Below are 15808 nucleotides of genomic sequence, written 5' to 3'. Positions count from 1 at the left end.
ATACATTAATCTTTAGTTTCCGCCACTGAATATTCCAGAGTTTTATAACCTATTTTTCCATCTTCAGTTATAGCTTCAATAACAACAATGAAATCTCCTGAATCATCAGAGTGACTGAAACTAATATTTTTAGGTTCTCCGCTTTTATTTACAACATTTGGATTCCAATAAATAGTAGAACGAAAATCGGGCTCAAAGAAACTTCTTGCAGTAGCATTTGTATAATCCGGAACGTAAAATTCTTTCTCTATTGTAAATGCTTCTATCGTTTGCACATTTAATGTCTTATCTATATCTAAAGCACCAAAAAGTCCTTTGCCAGCCTTTGTATAGATGGATATAATACTGGCTTGAAATTCACCGTAAGGATATGTTCCATAAATAGTTGCGTAAAGTTGTCTTGCTCTAAAAGGATTGTCAATAATTTCAAAACTGGTAACCTCCTTTGGGTCTATTCTTTGAATTAACAAATAATTATCAGGAGTAACTGCTACGCCGTCTACTAAAACCATATTTACGTGTCCTTTACCGCCATTTGTAGTTTCTGCATAATAATTTCGAAGGGCATCTCTTCTTATAAAAACCTTATCGTGAAAACCAATTAAATTACTATATAATCCTGTTGAATATTTATTAGTCTTTTCATTAATCTCTTTTCCATCGATAATAACATCTGGCTTACCATATTTATCAAACACCTCTTTTCTTTTTGGTGTCATTTTGTAGGCATCTACAATAACTTCATCTAATTGATTGACCCCTTTAATATCTGTAAAATATTTATTCTCGATACTTTTTTTAATTTCATTAACTGCTACTATTTCTTTTATTAAACTATCTTTTTCTTCTTCAAAATTTTTAACCTCATTAAAAATAAAATTTGGTTTCAACTTTTCGTTTTTTGTTAACGATATTTTATAGTCTTTGCTCTCTTTTTCAGTAATTCCATAAGGTTTTATTATTAACTTTCGTTCGCCACCATACAAATCACCAATTTGAAAATTAAAATTACTTGGCACATCAACATTTCCTGCGTAGACGGATGAGTCATCTCCAAAAGTCATTAGTACGATATCAAGATTATTACGTTTAGCTTTTACGCTCTTTTTATTAATTACACCTCTTAATTGTAGCCCACTTTCCATAGTATACTGTATCTTTTTAGGTGATTCGCTGTATTTATAATTTCTCCAGCCTTGAGTTAACAATAAGTCATCTATATTTAAATCTGAGTTTTCATTAAAGTAAGCTGAAGCTTCCTCTATTTCTCCTTTTATATCAGAACTCAATAAAAAATAAGTTAGAATATTTTCTTTACTGGCTTCAAATTTGCCATACAAATTCTTGTCTAGAACCAACACAGAGCTGTTTGCTTGTACTATAGAATCTCTATGGTTTTTAGTTTTTAAAACAATGTCTATATTTTCTCGTTTAGAAATTTTATTTATCGCAATTTTTGCATCTAGACTTAATCTATAAGATTTACGATTATTAAAATAAAGGCGTTCAGCAATAGGTTTAGAGGATTGACTAAGTAGTTTAATCTCTAAAACGCCCTCTGGAAAAAGAATTTTTGGAAGTGTAAAAATATACCTACCATCAATTAAATTAGCTTTTTCTTCAAAATAAATTTTTCCTCTAAGGGCTACCGAAAGTTTTATTTCGGCATTTAACTCCGTATTGTGTTTTATTGTTGCAACAATAAAATCTTTTCTCGAAGTCATAGAAAGTAAATATCCTTGGGAATAAGTTTTAGGCAACGGATAAACAAAAGTCTTTTCATAGTTTTGGAGTTTGGCTTGATAGACTTCAGAGCTAGAAATGGGAGGCAAAACAAAACTTCCTAAACCTAGTCTATTGCTTTTAAACTTAGCAATAATATTACCTTTCTCGTCAATTATTTCACCTTGAGCAGCAAAACCTTTACCATTGATACTTGTGGATTTAAAGCCTATTTTATTTTCAAGATTTGCAATGAGTTTTCCTCCTTCAGGAAAAAACTTTAAGATTATTGAATCGTTTTTTGTCTGTCTATTTTTTGTTACTTCGATGTCATTTTTCAGTCTATTCTTTTCCCGAATTTTTGTTTCCGCGAAAATAGAAATCGTTTTTTTTGTAATGAAATTATTATCAAAGTTTTTATTCCATTCTGTGTAAGCTCTAACTTGATAAGTGCCACTTTTATAACCTCTTTCTAAATCAAAATACCCATTACCTATACCATTTGCGACTTTAATAATCTTAGATTCAACAATTTCATTGTCAGAATTTATTAAATCAACATATAAAACACCACTCGAAAATTTAGTACTATGTGTTGCTGTATTTACTAAAATTGCTTTAAACCAAACCGTTTTATTTGTAGTGTAAATCTTATGGTCTAACTGAAGATATATCTTTTCTGCTAACGCAGTTTTATTGAAATCTTTTTTGTTTTGAGCAAAAGACAACTCATTAAAAAAAAGTAAAATCAACAACGAAATTCTAAAATTTATACTCATATTTAACTAGACAAAATCAATTGTTATTAATGAAATAAAAGTTACGTATTTGTATAATTCGAGCTTTATAAGGTATTGTTAAATGTTTATTACTTACAGCAAATATTTAACTTAGTCTTATTGTATTAATAAACTATAAAATTCATAATGTTTACCCACGTTTTTTCTACCTTTGCGGCTCATTGAAAAATGCATGTTTAAACTTTTAACAACAGGCTTTTGGGAAACTGTCGCGCGATTAATTCTGCGTAACAAAATTGCTATTCTCATTACTGTGATTTTGTATACTATCTTTTTTAGTATGCAATGGAAACACATGCGTTTTACCTATACTGAAGCCAACCTGTTACCAGACGAGCACGAAGTAAATCTTACTTACAATAACTTCCTTGATATTTTTGGTGAAGAAGGCAATCTTATTATACTTGGTGTAAAAGACTCCACGCTATTTAATGTAGATAAATTTAATGCTTGGAATCAACTTTCTGAAGACTTTAAAGCTTATGACGAAGTTGAAACAGTACTCTCCATAAAAGACTTACAAAAACTTGTAAAAAACACAAAAGAAGAGAGGTTTGATTTAGAACCTTTTATCAAAGATTCTATATCTTCTGTAAAACAGATAGACAAACTTCAGGAAGAGCTTTTTAAAAAATATCCTTTTTACGACAACTTTTTATTTAATAAAGACACAAAAACGATTCGCACAGCTATTTACCTCAAAAAAGAGATTGTAAATACACCTCTACGAAAAGACTTTGTTATAAAAACGCTCAAAGAAAAAATTGATGCTTTTGAAGTTGAAACTAATCTAGATGTTCGCATCTCAGGAATGCCATATATAAGAACACTCAACTCTCAGAACATTGTTGATGAGATTAGTCTTTTTATTGGGGCTGCACTCGCCGTAACTTCTCTTATTTTCTTTTTATTCTTTAGGTCTTTTAGAGCCACGTTTATCTCTCTAATTGTTGTATGTATTGGTGTTATGTGGACCTTTGGCATACTTGGCCTTTTAAAATATGAGATAACGGTTTTAACGGCCCTAATTCCGCCTTTAATTATTGTTATTGGTATACCTAATTGTATTTTCCTTATTAACAAATATCAGCACGAAGTCCGCTTACATGGCAACAAGGTTAAGTCTTTACAGCGCGTTATCACCAAGGTAGGTAATGCTACATTAATGACTAACGTTACCACGGCTTCGGGTTTTGCAACATTCATATTAACAGAGAGTCAATTATTAAAAGAGTTTGGTATTGTTGCTTCACTAAGTATACTTGCCATATTTATACTTTGTCTGTTAATTATCCCAATACTTTATACATTTTTACCTTATCCAAAACCTCGACACCTGGAGCATCTTAATAAAAGATGGATTAATGGCTTTGTAGATTGGATGGAGCGTATGGTAAAGCATAAAAAAATTACAATTTATGTCACGGCGCTCATTTTATTAATCGCTAGTCTTTTGGGAATTAATAAGATTGTTATTTCAGGGAGTCTTATTGAAGACATGCCTAAAAAAACAGAATTTTTTAATGACATTCGTTTTTTTGAATCTGAGTTTAATGGTATTATGCCATTAGAAATTATGGTAGATACAAAGCGCAAAAAAGGCGTCATGAAATTGGCGACTATAAAGCGCATGAATGAACTCGAAGAACTTATTGATGAGATTCCTGAACTCTCGAGACCAATTTCTGTAGTGAGTTTGGTGAAATATGCCAAGCAAGCCTATACCAATGGAAACCCTAAGTATTATCAGCTTCCAACTAGTCAAGAAAACCTATTTATTAGTTCTTATGTTAAGAAATCCTCTTCAGACTTAGATTTATTAAAAAACTTTGTTGATAGTACTGGTCAGTATGCCCGTATAACTACATTTATGAAGGACATTGGTACTGATAAAATGCAACGTATTGAGGAAGACCTTCAGAATAAAATAAACAAAGTTTTTCCTAAAGAACGTTACGAAGTCACTATTACGGGTAAGGCCTTAGTCTTTCAAAAAGGAACCAAATATTTAGTCCGCAACCTAGTAATATCTTTAACATTAGCTATTTTTCTTATATCCATTTTTATGGCATATATGTTTAGGTCTGTAAGAATGATTGTGGTATCGTTAATACCTAACTTATTACCATTATTGGTAACCGCAGGTATGATGGGTTATCTAGGTGTACCCATAAAACCGTCTACAATCTTAGTGTTTAGCATTGCCTTTGGTATTTCGGTAGATGATACCATTCATTTTTTAGCAAAATACAGACAAGAACTTCAAGCCAATCATTGGAAGATTAGAAAATCGGTTTACGCAGCTCTCAGAGAAACTGGCGTAAGTATGTTTTATACATCAATTGTTTTGTTTTTTGGGTTCTCTGTGTTTACTATTTCAAGTTTTGGAGGTACAGTAGCTTTAGGCGGATTAGTTTCTGCAACGCTATTATTTGCAATGTTATCAAATTTATTATTATTGCCTTCGCTTTTACTTTCTCTAGAACGAAGTATAGCCAATAAGGAAGTATTAAAAGAACCTTCGATAAATATTATTCCAGAGGATAAAACCGATGAAAAAGAATAACATTTTATTGACCTTAATTAAGATTTAAATAAATTAAAAATGAATACTAAATCCGTTTCAGAATTATTAGAGCAAGATGTCACACTGCAACAAGTCAGTGTAAAAGGCTGGGTACGTACCTTTAGAGCTAATCGTTTTATTGCTCTAAATGACGGTTCTACTATAAATAATATTCAATGTGTTGTTGATTTTGAGAATTTTGATGAAGCACTTTTAAAACGAATCACAACAGGTGCGGCAATTCATATAGAAGGCGAATTAGTAGAAAGCCAAGGTAAAGGGCAAAACGTTGAAATCGTAGTCTCTTCGATTGAAGTCTTAGGTGATTCTGACCCTGAAACCTATCCTATTCAACCAAAAAAGCACACATTTGAATTTTTACGAGAAAATGCACATTTGCGTACACGTACAAATACATTTAGTGCTGTAATGCGAATAAAATCTACATTATCTTTTGCCGTCCACAAGTATTTTACTGAGAATGGATTTTATAATATGCATACACCTATGATTACAGGAAGTGATGCTGAAGGTGCAGGAGAAATGTTTAGGATTACCACCTTAGACGCAAAAAATCCTCCCTTAGATGAAAATGGAGATGTCGATTTTAAGCAAGATTTCTTTGGAAAAGAAGCCAATCTTACGGTTTCTGGGCAATTAGAAGCAGAAACTTATGCTATGTCTCTTGGCAAAGTCTATACCTTTGGCCCAACATTTAGAGCTGAAAACTCTAACACATCACGACATTTAGCAGAGTTTTGGATGATTGAGCCAGAAGTAGCGTTTATGGATTTGGCAGGTAATATGGATTTAGCCGAAGACTTCATTAAATCAGTAATTAGCTATGTTTTAGAACACAATCAAGAAGATTTAAAATTCTTAGATGAGCGCTTATTTAATGAAGAAAAATCTAAGCCTCAAACAGAACGTAGCGAAATGCGTTTAATAGAAAAACTAAAGTTTGTTACCGATAATAACTTTAAGCGTGTTAGTTACACCGAAGCCATAGATATTCTTAGGAATTCAAAGCCAAATAAGAAGAAAAAATTTAAATATCTCATTAATGAATGGGGTGCAGATTTACAATCTGAACATGAGCGTTTTCTAGTTGAAAAACACTTTAAGTGCCCTGTAATTTTATTTGATTATCCAGCGAATATTAAAGCCTTCTACATGCGTTTGAATGATGATGAAAAAACGGTAAGAGCCATGGATGTACTTTTCCCTGGCATTGGCGAAATTATTGGTGGCTCACAACGTGAGGAACGTTTAGATGTTCTAAAACAAAAAATGGCTGCTTTAGATATTCCAGAGGAAGAATTATGGTGGTATTTAGACTTACGCAAGTATGGCACAGCAGTACATTCTGGTTTTGGATTAGGTTTCGAGCGTCTTGTTATGTTTGCAACAGGAATGAGTAATATTAGAGATGTGATTCCTTATCCACGGACACCTCAAAATGCAGAATTTTAAAAAAGATTTAAAATTTTCAGAAAACAATCTAAGAACGGTATAGTTTTAGATTGTTTTTTTATTTTTAACTAAATCCTGTACCAACCAATGTTAAAACAGTATCTACAATTTAAGTTATCACAGAAGCTATCTCCTCAGCAAATTCAACTTATGAAGTTGATTCAGCTGCCAACGCAAGCTTTTGAACAACGCTTAAAGCAAGAGTTGGAAGAAAACCCTGCTTTGGATACAGGAAAGGAAAGTGATGCTAAGGATAACGAGTATGATGAGTTTGATAACTCTCAAGACGATTATAATGACAGTGAGACTATAGATGCTGGAGACATCAATGTTGATGAATATCTCAGTGATGACGAAATTCCTGATTACAGAACACACGCCAACAACTATAGCGCTGACGATGACGAGAAATCTGTACCTTATGCTGCTGGAACGTCTTTCACACAACACTTAACCAATCAATTAAACACCTTTAGACTAAACGACCAAGAATACGAAATAGCACAGTTTCTAGTAGGTAGTGTAGACGAGAGTGGTTATATACGTAGATCTTTATCTGATATTACAGATGATTTGGCATTCACTCAAAATGTATACACCACAGAAGAAGAGGTTGAGAAAGTTCTAGGTATTGTTCATCAACTTGATCCTGCTGGTGTAGGTGCGCGAAATCTTCAAGAATGTTTGAGTATTCAATTACATAGAAAAGAGCAGCATCCTGATGTAGAATTGGCAACAAAAATTATAGATAAAGCTTTTGAACAGTTTACCAAAAAGCATTACAAAAAACTACTTCAAAAATTCAGTATAACTGAAGACCAACTTAAAGATGCTATTGAAGAAATTGAAGGGCTTAACCCAAAACCTGGAGGTTCTTACTCTGGAAACAACCGTATGGTGGAACACGTGGTGCCAGATTTTGCCATAAAAATTATTGATGGTGAATTAGAATTAACGCTAAATGGCAGAAATGCACCAGAGCTGCATGTATCCCGTACCTATAATAACATGCTTAAAGGTTATAAAGAGTCTAAAGAAAAATCAAAATCTCAGAAAGACGCTGTATTATTCATAAAGCAAAAACTGGATGCAGCGAAGTGGTTTATAGAAGCTGTAAAGCAACGCCAACAAACACTTTTTGTGACTATGAGTGCCATTATGCACTATCAAAAAGATTATTTTTTATCTGGTGATGAACGCATGCTAAAACCAATGATTCTTAAGGATATCGCAGACGAGATAGATATGGACGTTTCTACGGTTTCTCGTGTGGCAAATAGCAAATATGTAGATACACCTTACGGAACAAAACTGATTAAAGAGTTTTTCTCCGAGTCTATGACTAATGACCAAGGTGAAGAAGTATCTACACGAGAAATTAAAAAAATACTTGAGACTGTTATTGAAGAAGAAGATAAGAAGAAGCCACTCACTGACGATAAACTTGCAGGTATCTTAAAAGAAAAAGGGTATCCAATTGCAAGACGGACTGTTGCAAAATATAGAGAGCAATTAGACATTCCTGTAGCGCGATTACGTAAAAAAATATAGTAACCTACGCATCATGGATTTCATCTTAAAAAGTATATCTTACGTCCTACATCCCTTGATAATGCCATTATTAGGTGTATTATTTTACTTTTCTAAGACACCTCGTTTTATTCCTGACCCAATACAGCACGCTAAGATATTTTCTACAGTATTGCTCACAATAATACTTCCGTTATTGGTCTACTATTTATTAAGAACTTTAAATAAAGTAGAGAGCATCTACCTTAAATCTACAAACGAGCGAAAGCTTCCATTATTAATCAATTCAGTTATTATAAGCTTGATTATTACGAGAGTTTTCACCTCTAATGAAATTGTAGAATTATACTATTTTTTTGTTGGGATATTGGCTTCAACTTTGGCTTGTTTTGCATTAGCAATTTTCAAAGTAAAAGCTAGTATTCATATGCTAGCTGCTAGTGGTTTTTTTATGTTTGCGGTTGCTTTAGGAATTCATTTTAAAATAAATATTAACGGTACTATTGCTTTAATGATGATTTTACTTGGTGCCATTGCAACTTCTCGTCTTCACCTAAAAGCTCATACGTATCCTGAATTAATTATTGGGAGTTTAACCGGATTAATACCGCAGTTACTACTCTTAAAATGGTGGTTATAGAATATAGAACATAACACCTACGCGTACGGCTTTGGTATCTATAGATGCTCCATTTAAGCTAGCCGTATCTTTAAAAATAGGATTTAAGCCATAATACAACTGAAAATTCCACGTCCCATAACCGGCACTCAGCGTTAAACCATATTGAAGTCTATTGAAAACATCTAGATTAGACAGTTTCGTGTTTATTGCATCGCTTTTTAACTTGGTAGAATTATATACTAAGTAACTCAATTTAAAACCTGGGTAAATACGCCAGAATTTATAATCTGTGGCATTAGACGTTCGCCATCTAAGTTCAAAAGGCACATCTATTAGATACGTTGTGAATTTATTTTTACTCACATTTCCCAAAGAAGCGTCAGTAAGTGCAAAGTTGACTCCGCTTACATCTTCAGTGATAACCAAATTCTGATTATAGGAATTTGTAGAAATACCTAAACCAAGTCCTATTGACCAATTTCTTTTCTCGTTAAAAGGCATGTCTCTGATAAAACCTGCATGAAATCCTGTAGAAAAATCGGTTTGATTTACACCACTTGGATTATCTGAAAGTATATTATAAGTTATTGAAGCATAAAACTGATCTTCTCTGTATCTGTCATCTACCTCAACTGACAAGCTATCTTGAGAAAAAGACAGAGTAACAAAAAGAAAAATAAACAAATTAACATACAATCTCATATTGTAAATCTATAAAATTTAAGTTAGCACCAGGCATAAAAAAAGCGCTATGATAAAATCATAACGCTTTTTATAAAATTAAGATATATTATTCTTCTTTTTTCTGACCTGTTACGTACATAATCTTAAGGGCATTTGCCTCTCTAAGTTCTTGTTTTACGTCAGAAACAATACCTGCATTAGTGTTTTCGTCTACTTTTAAACCAACAACTACTCTGTCTTTTAATTCTTCAGGAAGTGTTGCTATGTATTCAAAAACTGCAGGTTGAATGGCATCTAAATTAACAAAAGCATCATTAATCTGAATACGTCCTTCTGTACCTAAATTTTTATACTGCTCGCTTGGCTTACCAGCATAAATAAACATAGTTCTGTCTTTTTTTAGCTTCTCAATCTCTGTAGCATTAGGAAGCACATTTTCTACCATTGTAGAGTTATCTCTCATTACGGTTGCAACCATAAAAAAGAATAATAACATAAATACAATGTCTGGTAAAGATGCCGTCGATATCGCCGGTAAATCACCACCTTTTTTCTTCTTAAACTTAGACATACTAATTAACTTTTATCTGGTTCAGCTTCTGAGAGTTTCATAGGATACATATCCTTTATTCTCTGGATGTTAGCATTTAGCTTTTCATCCTTGTTAAACTGATTCTTTTCTTTCTCTTCTAACATAGAAGCGAAAGAACGGTTGAAAATACGTTGTGCTTCTCTTTCTCTTAAGAAATTGTAGGCTGCTACTAACTCGTTCTGTACTTCAATGTAACGTCCATAAGTCGTTTCACGGTCGTGCTTTAGAGTAATAATTGCCTTATCTGGATGATCAGAAGACTCTGGGTCTTTCTTCCCTCTACAGTAATCACAAGATTCTCCTTCGGGATTAACACCTCCACCATTATCTAAAAACTCAATCGCTGCTTGTCTTAAGTCTTTGATATCCATTTCTTCTTCTTCAACCAAGAGACGGTCGTCTCTGTTCACCAAAATAGTAAACAAGTTCTTTTGTTTAATAATTGGTGGTTCTGTTTGAGAATCATCGATTGGAGGTAAACTTCTTAAGATACCTTTATCTTTCTCAATAGTTGTAGTTACTAAGAAAAATATCAATAGTAAGAAAGCAATGTCAGCCATTGAACCGGCATTAACCTCTGGTGCTGCTCTTTTTGCCATAGTTTACTATTTATTTACTTAATACTTTTTTAACTCCTGAGAAAATCATTGCTAATGCAGCAACAACTATTAATATGTAGAATGCTGTCAATCCAGCTCCTACCATATGAGATTGACCTTCTGTAGCAATACCCTCTTGTAATTTATATTGTAATGGGTCTCCACCAGATACAACATAAGAGATAACTAAAATTGCTGCAAAAGCACCTACTCCAATTAATGTGTTCTTAAGGCCTGCTGTGTTTGTAAATAAATTTTTAATTACAAAAAATACAACAAAAGCCAATACTAATCCTAAAATTACATAGGCTATGTATGCCATAGGATCTACTAAACCAGCTTTTTCGCCGCTCTTGATTGCTTCATCTCCTGCAGAAATAATTCTGACAAGAAAAACAATACCAAGAACTCCAAGAAGAGCTGCTACTATTTTTAATATTTTGTGCATAATACTATGTTCTTATTTTTTGTGTCTTACTAATAAATCCATCAATGTGATAGATGAGTCTTCCATATCGTTTACAATACTATCAATCTTAGCGATGATATAGTTGTAAAATATCTGAAGAATAATAGCCACAATAAGACCAAATACTGTTGTTAAAAGTGCTACTTTAATACCACCTGCTACTAAAGAAGGTTGCATATCACCAGCAGCTTCAATTTTATCAAAGGCTTGAATCATACCAATTACCGTACCCATGAAACCAAGCATTGGTGCAAGAGCGATAAATAATGATATCCAAGATACATTCTTTTCTAATTGACCCATTTGTACACCACCATAAGCTACAACAGCTTTTTCAGCAGCATCAATATCCTCGTCAGCTCTGTCTAAACCTTGGTAGAAGATAGAAGCTACAGGCCCTTTTGTATTTCTACAAACTTCCTTAGCTGCTTCAATACCACCAGATGCAAGAGCGTCCTCAACATTTTGAGTTAATTTCTTACTATTAGTTGTAGAAAGGTTTAAAAAGATAATTCTTTCAATAGCAATTGCTAAACCAAGAATTAAACATAACAAAACGATTCCCATAAACCCAGGACCACCTTCAATAAATCTCTTTTTTAATTCTTGATGAAACCCTAAATCTTCAGTCTCTGCTGTGTCATCTTGGGCTACATTTGCAACAGTTGTTGTTGCTGCTGCTACTGTTGTTGTTGCATTTGCATTAACAGTTCCGATAACCATTAAACATGTAATGGCTAGGATAGAAAATAATCTTTTCATTGTCTTGAATCTTAATTTTATTAGTTAAAGTGTTAAAGATAAAAAAAATATGTAACTATTTAAGCAAAACATCAGCAGAGAGGAAGGGATTCGAACCCTCGAAACGCTTTTGGCGTTTACACACTTTCCAGGCGTGCGCCTTCGACCACTCGGCCACCTCTCTGTAAGTTTCTTAAAATTACAGAACGCCAAATAACGAAAAAAACTTTAAACACTAAAATTTGCTGCGTTAATTTTACGACATTTCCCCACGTAAAGACGTCTCGAAAATAGATTGAAAATCTAAAGGACTAATTTTCTGACCAATAAGGTACATGAGTTTGGTAATTGCTGCTTCGGTAGTGATATCTTTTCCAGATATAACACCTATTTTTTTTAGCTGGGAACTCGTTTCGTACTGACCCATACGTACACTGCCGCCAGCACATTGAGATACATTAATAATGTTTACACCACGTTTTATTGCTTTTTCTAATAAATCTACAAACCACTTTTCTGTTGTAGCATTTCCTGCGCCATAGGTTTCAATAACAAGTCCTTTAATTAACTTACTGGTTAAAACAGCCTCTAAAATAGGCTTAGCAATTCCAGGAAACAATTTTAAAACAGCCACGTTAGTGTCCATATTTTTATTCACCTTTAATTCCTGACCTAAATTAGGTTTTAATAAGGCTTCTTTGTTTACTTTAAGATGTACACCTGATTCAGCGATATGAGGAAAGTTTAAAGACTCAAACGCTTCAAAATGCTCTGCATTAATTTTTGTTGTACGGTTTCCTCTATACAATTTATATTCAAAATAGAGGCCTACTTCTCTAATAACTGGAACTTCATTCTCATGTAGTGATGCTAATTGGATTGAAGTGATTAGATTCTCCTTGGCATCTGTTCTTAAATCTCCTATTGGTAATTGAGACCCGGTAAATATTACTGGTTTTGCCAAATTCTCTAGCATAAAACTTAAGGCTGAAGCAGAATAGCTCATCGTATCACTGCCATGCAACACCACAAAACCATCAAAAGTCTTGTAGTTATCTTTTATAATATCTGCAATATCGCACCAATATCTGGTATTCATGTTAGAGGAATCTATTGGTGTTTCAAAAGAAACCGTTTCAATATTACAATCTAGTAAGCGTAACTCTGGTATTTGCTTTAGAAGGTTATTAAAATCGAAAGCCTTCAGAGCACATGTATCGGAATCTCTTACCATACCAATGGTTCCGCCTGTATATATTAAAAGAATGTTTGGTTTGCTCATATTTAAATACCAAAAATGGCTTTAGAATTTTCTGTTGTTATTTTGGCTATTTCTTCCTCAGAAATACCATATAATTCTGAAAGCTTTTCTACGACCTTAATTATATAAGAACTTTCGTTTCGTTTTCCTCTGTAAGGTTTAGGCGCTAAGTAAGGCGAGTCGGTTTCTAAAACTATGTGTTTTAAATCTATTTGATTGATAAACTGGTCTATCTTTCCATTTTTAAAGGTTACTACACCGCCGATGCCTAATTTCATATTATAGGATATGGCTTGTTTTGCCTGCTCTATAGTTCCTGTGAAGCAATGAAATATCCCGAATAAATCGTCACTCTTTTCTTCTTCTAAAACTTGAAAAATTTCATCAAAAGCTTCTCTGCAATGTATAACAATAGGAAGTTTATACTTCTTTGCTAAGTTAATCTGGTGTTTAAAAGCTTCTATCTGGATAGGCAAGGTACTTTTATCCCAATACAAATCAATTCCTATTTCGCCGACAGCATAAAAACTTCGTTTTTTGAATTGCGCTTCGACATGTGCTAATTCTTCCTTGTAGTTTTCCTTAACAGACGTAGGATGTAAACCCATCATTAAAAACACCTCATCGGGGAAATCAGCTTCTAGCTTGTACATAGATTCTGTATAGCTAGAATCGATTGCTGGGATAAAAAAGCGTTTTATATTGGCATCCTTTGCTCTGGCTATCATAATATGCCTGTCTTCGTCAAAGGATTCGCTATATAAATGTGTATGCGTGTCTGTTATAACCATGATGCAAAAATACACATCTTTTTAGTCTAACTTATTAATTAGTTTTTGCGCTTTTTTGTATGTATCTGCATCTTCAGAAATTTCTCTAAGTAACAAAAGACAAGCTTCATCATCATTTTGTTTTAGTTTACTTAAAGCTGCATACCACACTGCTTCATATTTATAAGCTGATTGTCCAGAAGCAATTTCACTAAGCATAGCATCTGCTTCGTTAAACTTATCTTGTTCTATTTGGCTAATGGCTTTGTAAAGTTTTACTTCAATATTTTCAGTATTAGTTTTAAGAATTTGGGTAAAATAGTTTTCAGCAGCTTCAAAATCCCTATTATTAAAAGCATTTTGTGCTTTAGAAACTACATCTTCTGTGTTTCCTCTGACGGTTAAACTAATTGCATCATGATTTGAATAATCATAGTAATCTGGACCTGAGAACGTATTAAAAATAAATAGCCCTAAAAATACAGCTACTGATGCTGCTATGGCTAATTGACTTATTCTAAATGTTCTTGATGCTTTTGTAGGTTGAGTTTGTTTCTTCTCCTTTTCAAAATAGTTTTGAGAAATTGATTTGAGATTAGTTTCAAACTCTTTTGAAGCGTGACCATCATCTAAGCTACGCTCTAAAAACCCAGACAATTCTCTGTAAGTTTCAAAAGCCTCTTTAAAATCTTCGTCTGTGCTTAACTTTTCTTCAAAAGCAAAAAGGTCTTCTTGAGATAAAGATTGAGACAAGTAGTTATCGAACGCTATGTAATTTTCTTCTTTCATTATAACTTAAGCTGGTTAAACTTGGGCGATTTACGCACCATTTCGGTTAATTTACCAATGCATAAGGATTTTTTCTTTCTGGCATAAGCGTACGTTACGCCCAAACTTTCGGCAACTTCTTCCATAGATTTTATCTTAAAAGTTGCTTTAAGCAAATCCTTACAAGCATCACCTAATTGTTTAAACATCTCGGAAAATAAAGCTTGTTTCTCTCCAAAAAGTTCGGTTGCAAAGGCTAATTCTTGTGCATTATCACTTATAGATACTGTGGACTCATTAATTGTTACCTCTTTATTGTAATTTTTTTTGAGATAGTTTAACCACTTACGTTTACATAGCAGAAAGAAATAGGCGTCAAAAGGACATGTAAGTTGGAGATTTTTTTGACTTGCCTGATTATATATGGTAATAATTACATCTTGCACAATGTCTTGTGCTTCATCAGCACTTCCGCTATTCTGCTTTATATAGTTAACCACTTTGGGCACATACTTATCGTAGATAGATTGTATTACAAACGAATTGTTTTGTAACAATCCGGTGATGTACTTCTGGTCCTCATGAATTTTTTTTTCGCCCACTAAGCCTTGTATTTTCTACTAATTTAAAAAAACTTTAAACAAATAGGGTAACAATTTCAAGAGCATGCTGATATAAGGTTGTAACAAGAAAATTAATTCATTAAAAATTAGAAATCATGAAACAATCAATTTTAATTATTAGTACGGTAGTATTATCAGTCTTAAATATTAATGCTACAACTTTAGAAACAACTTCTGCTAAAGGAATTGTTGAAACAGAAATTACAGAAAGCCACATCACTAAAATTTATGAGTGGTCTGTAAAAACAGTATCAGGTAAAAGCTCTGGAACATCATCTAGCCTTGAAGACGCAAAAGAGATGATTGCACTTTTTAGCCGTAACGAAGCTGTCCTTGAAAAAAAGATTACAAGCTATTACATATTAAAATCTGAAGCAAAAAATGCAGATAATAGAACCTATTACTGGGAAGTAAAATCTACTAACGGTAATGCCAAAGGATTCTCTTCTTCTGAGAACAAAGCGAGAGAGATAATAGACTTAGTATCTAAAGGAGAAATCATCAGCTATAAAATCATTACTAGCGAAAAAAGAAAATAAAAATTAAAAAACAGGGTAACAAAACAATTACCCTGTTGATATAAAAATG

15 protein-coding genes and 1 tRNA gene are annotated in these 15808 nt (G+C 33.1%); 5 read left to right on the top strand and 11 right to left on the bottom strand.

The window, feature by feature from the left end; genetic code table 11:
• Positions 1-5 precede the first annotated feature (5 nt).
• A complete protein-coding gene (locus tag BUB95_RS06440; protein ID WP_073084439.1) occupies positions 6-2501 on the bottom strand; it encodes a hypothetical protein in 2496 nt (831 codons plus the stop codon).
• Positions 2502-2694: 193 nt separating this feature from the next.
• Here BUB95_RS06440 and BUB95_RS06435 point away from each other — a divergent pair, with 193 nt between their 5' ends.
• From BUB95_RS06435 to BUB95_RS06420, 4 genes are all read left to right on the top strand, one after another.
• The gene (locus BUB95_RS06435; RefSeq protein ID WP_073084436.1) at positions 2695-5088 is read left to right on the top strand and encodes an efflux RND transporter permease subunit; all 2394 of its coding nucleotides are present in this window, start codon (positions 2695-2697) and stop codon (positions 5086-5088) included.
• A 39-nt stretch (positions 5089-5127) separates the two neighbouring features.
• The gene (gene asnS, locus BUB95_RS06430; RefSeq protein WP_073084434.1) at positions 5128-6561 is read left to right on the top strand and encodes an asparagine--tRNA ligase; all 1434 of its coding nucleotides are present in this window, start codon (positions 5128-5130) and stop codon (positions 6559-6561) included.
• Between the two features lie 87 nt (positions 6562-6648).
• A complete protein-coding gene (gene rpoN / locus BUB95_RS06425) occupies positions 6649-8112 on the top strand; it encodes an RNA polymerase factor sigma-54 (RefSeq protein ID WP_073084431.1) in 1464 nt (487 codons plus the stop codon).
• 13 nt (positions 8113-8125) lie between these two features.
• A complete protein-coding gene (locus BUB95_RS06420; protein ID WP_073084428.1) occupies positions 8126-8731 on the top strand; it encodes a hypothetical protein in 606 nt (201 codons plus the stop codon).
• Here the strand turns inward: BUB95_RS06420 and BUB95_RS06415 are convergent.
• From BUB95_RS06415 to BUB95_RS06370, 10 genes are all read right to left on the bottom strand, one after another.
• Positions 8726-9415: a porin family protein gene (locus BUB95_RS06415; protein WP_073084426.1), complete on the bottom strand. Its 690-nt coding sequence runs from the start codon at positions 9413-9415 to the stop codon at positions 8726-8728. The genes BUB95_RS06420 and BUB95_RS06415 overlap by 6 nt on opposite strands.
• A gap of 88 nt (positions 9416-9503) precedes the next feature.
• Entirely contained in the window at positions 9504-9968 is a 465-nt protein-coding gene (locus BUB95_RS06410; RefSeq protein ID WP_073084423.1) for an ExbD/TolR family protein, read from the bottom strand.
• Positions 9969-9973: 5 nt separating this feature from the next.
• A complete protein-coding gene (locus tag BUB95_RS06405; protein ID WP_073084421.1) occupies positions 9974-10588 on the bottom strand; it encodes an ExbD/TolR family protein in 615 nt (204 codons plus the stop codon).
• A gap of 10 nt (positions 10589-10598) precedes the next feature.
• Positions 10599-11036 carry a hypothetical protein gene (locus BUB95_RS06400; RefSeq protein WP_073084418.1) on the bottom strand — a complete coding sequence of 146 codons (438 nt, stop codon included), beginning with the start codon at positions 11034-11036 and terminating at the stop codon, positions 10599-10601.
• A 12-nt stretch (positions 11037-11048) separates the two neighbouring features.
• Positions 11049-11819 (bottom strand): MotA/TolQ/ExbB proton channel family protein, encoded by a 771-nt coding sequence (locus tag BUB95_RS06395; RefSeq protein ID WP_073084416.1) that lies wholly within the window; start codon positions 11817-11819, stop codon positions 11049-11051.
• A 75-nt stretch (positions 11820-11894) separates the two neighbouring features.
• Positions 11895-11982 (bottom strand) — tRNA-Ser (locus tag BUB95_RS06390).
• A gap of 72 nt (positions 11983-12054) precedes the next feature.
• Positions 12055-13080 carry an asparaginase gene (locus BUB95_RS06385; RefSeq protein ID WP_073084414.1) on the bottom strand — a complete coding sequence of 342 codons (1026 nt, stop codon included), beginning with the start codon at positions 13078-13080 and terminating at the stop codon, positions 12055-12057.
• 2 nt (positions 13081-13082) lie between these two features.
• Positions 13083-13850: a TatD family hydrolase gene (locus BUB95_RS06380; RefSeq protein WP_073084411.1), complete on the bottom strand. Its 768-nt coding sequence runs from the start codon at positions 13848-13850 to the stop codon at positions 13083-13085.
• Positions 13851-13871: 21 nt separating this feature from the next.
• Entirely contained in the window at positions 13872-14618 is a 747-nt protein-coding gene (locus BUB95_RS06375; RefSeq protein ID WP_073084409.1) for a tetratricopeptide repeat protein, read from the bottom strand.
• The gene (locus BUB95_RS06370; protein WP_073084406.1) at positions 14618-15199 is read right to left on the bottom strand and encodes an RNA polymerase sigma factor; all 582 of its coding nucleotides are present in this window, start codon (positions 15197-15199) and stop codon (positions 14618-14620) included. The genes BUB95_RS06375 and BUB95_RS06370 overlap by 1 nt, the downstream gene beginning before the upstream one ends.
• Before the next feature lie 116 nt (positions 15200-15315).
• Here BUB95_RS06370 and BUB95_RS06365 point away from each other — a divergent pair, with 116 nt between their 5' ends.
• Positions 15316-15759 carry a hypothetical protein gene (locus BUB95_RS06365; protein WP_073084404.1) on the top strand — a complete coding sequence of 148 codons (444 nt, stop codon included), beginning with the start codon at positions 15316-15318 and terminating at the stop codon, positions 15757-15759.
• Positions 15760-15808 lie beyond the last annotated feature (49 nt).

The organism is Winogradskyella jejuensis (genome assembly GCF_900129745.1).
Classification (GTDB): Bacteria; Bacteroidota; Bacteroidia; order Flavobacteriales; family Flavobacteriaceae; genus Winogradskyella; species Winogradskyella jejuensis.
This window is presented reverse-complemented; position numbering and strand designations above follow the sequence as displayed.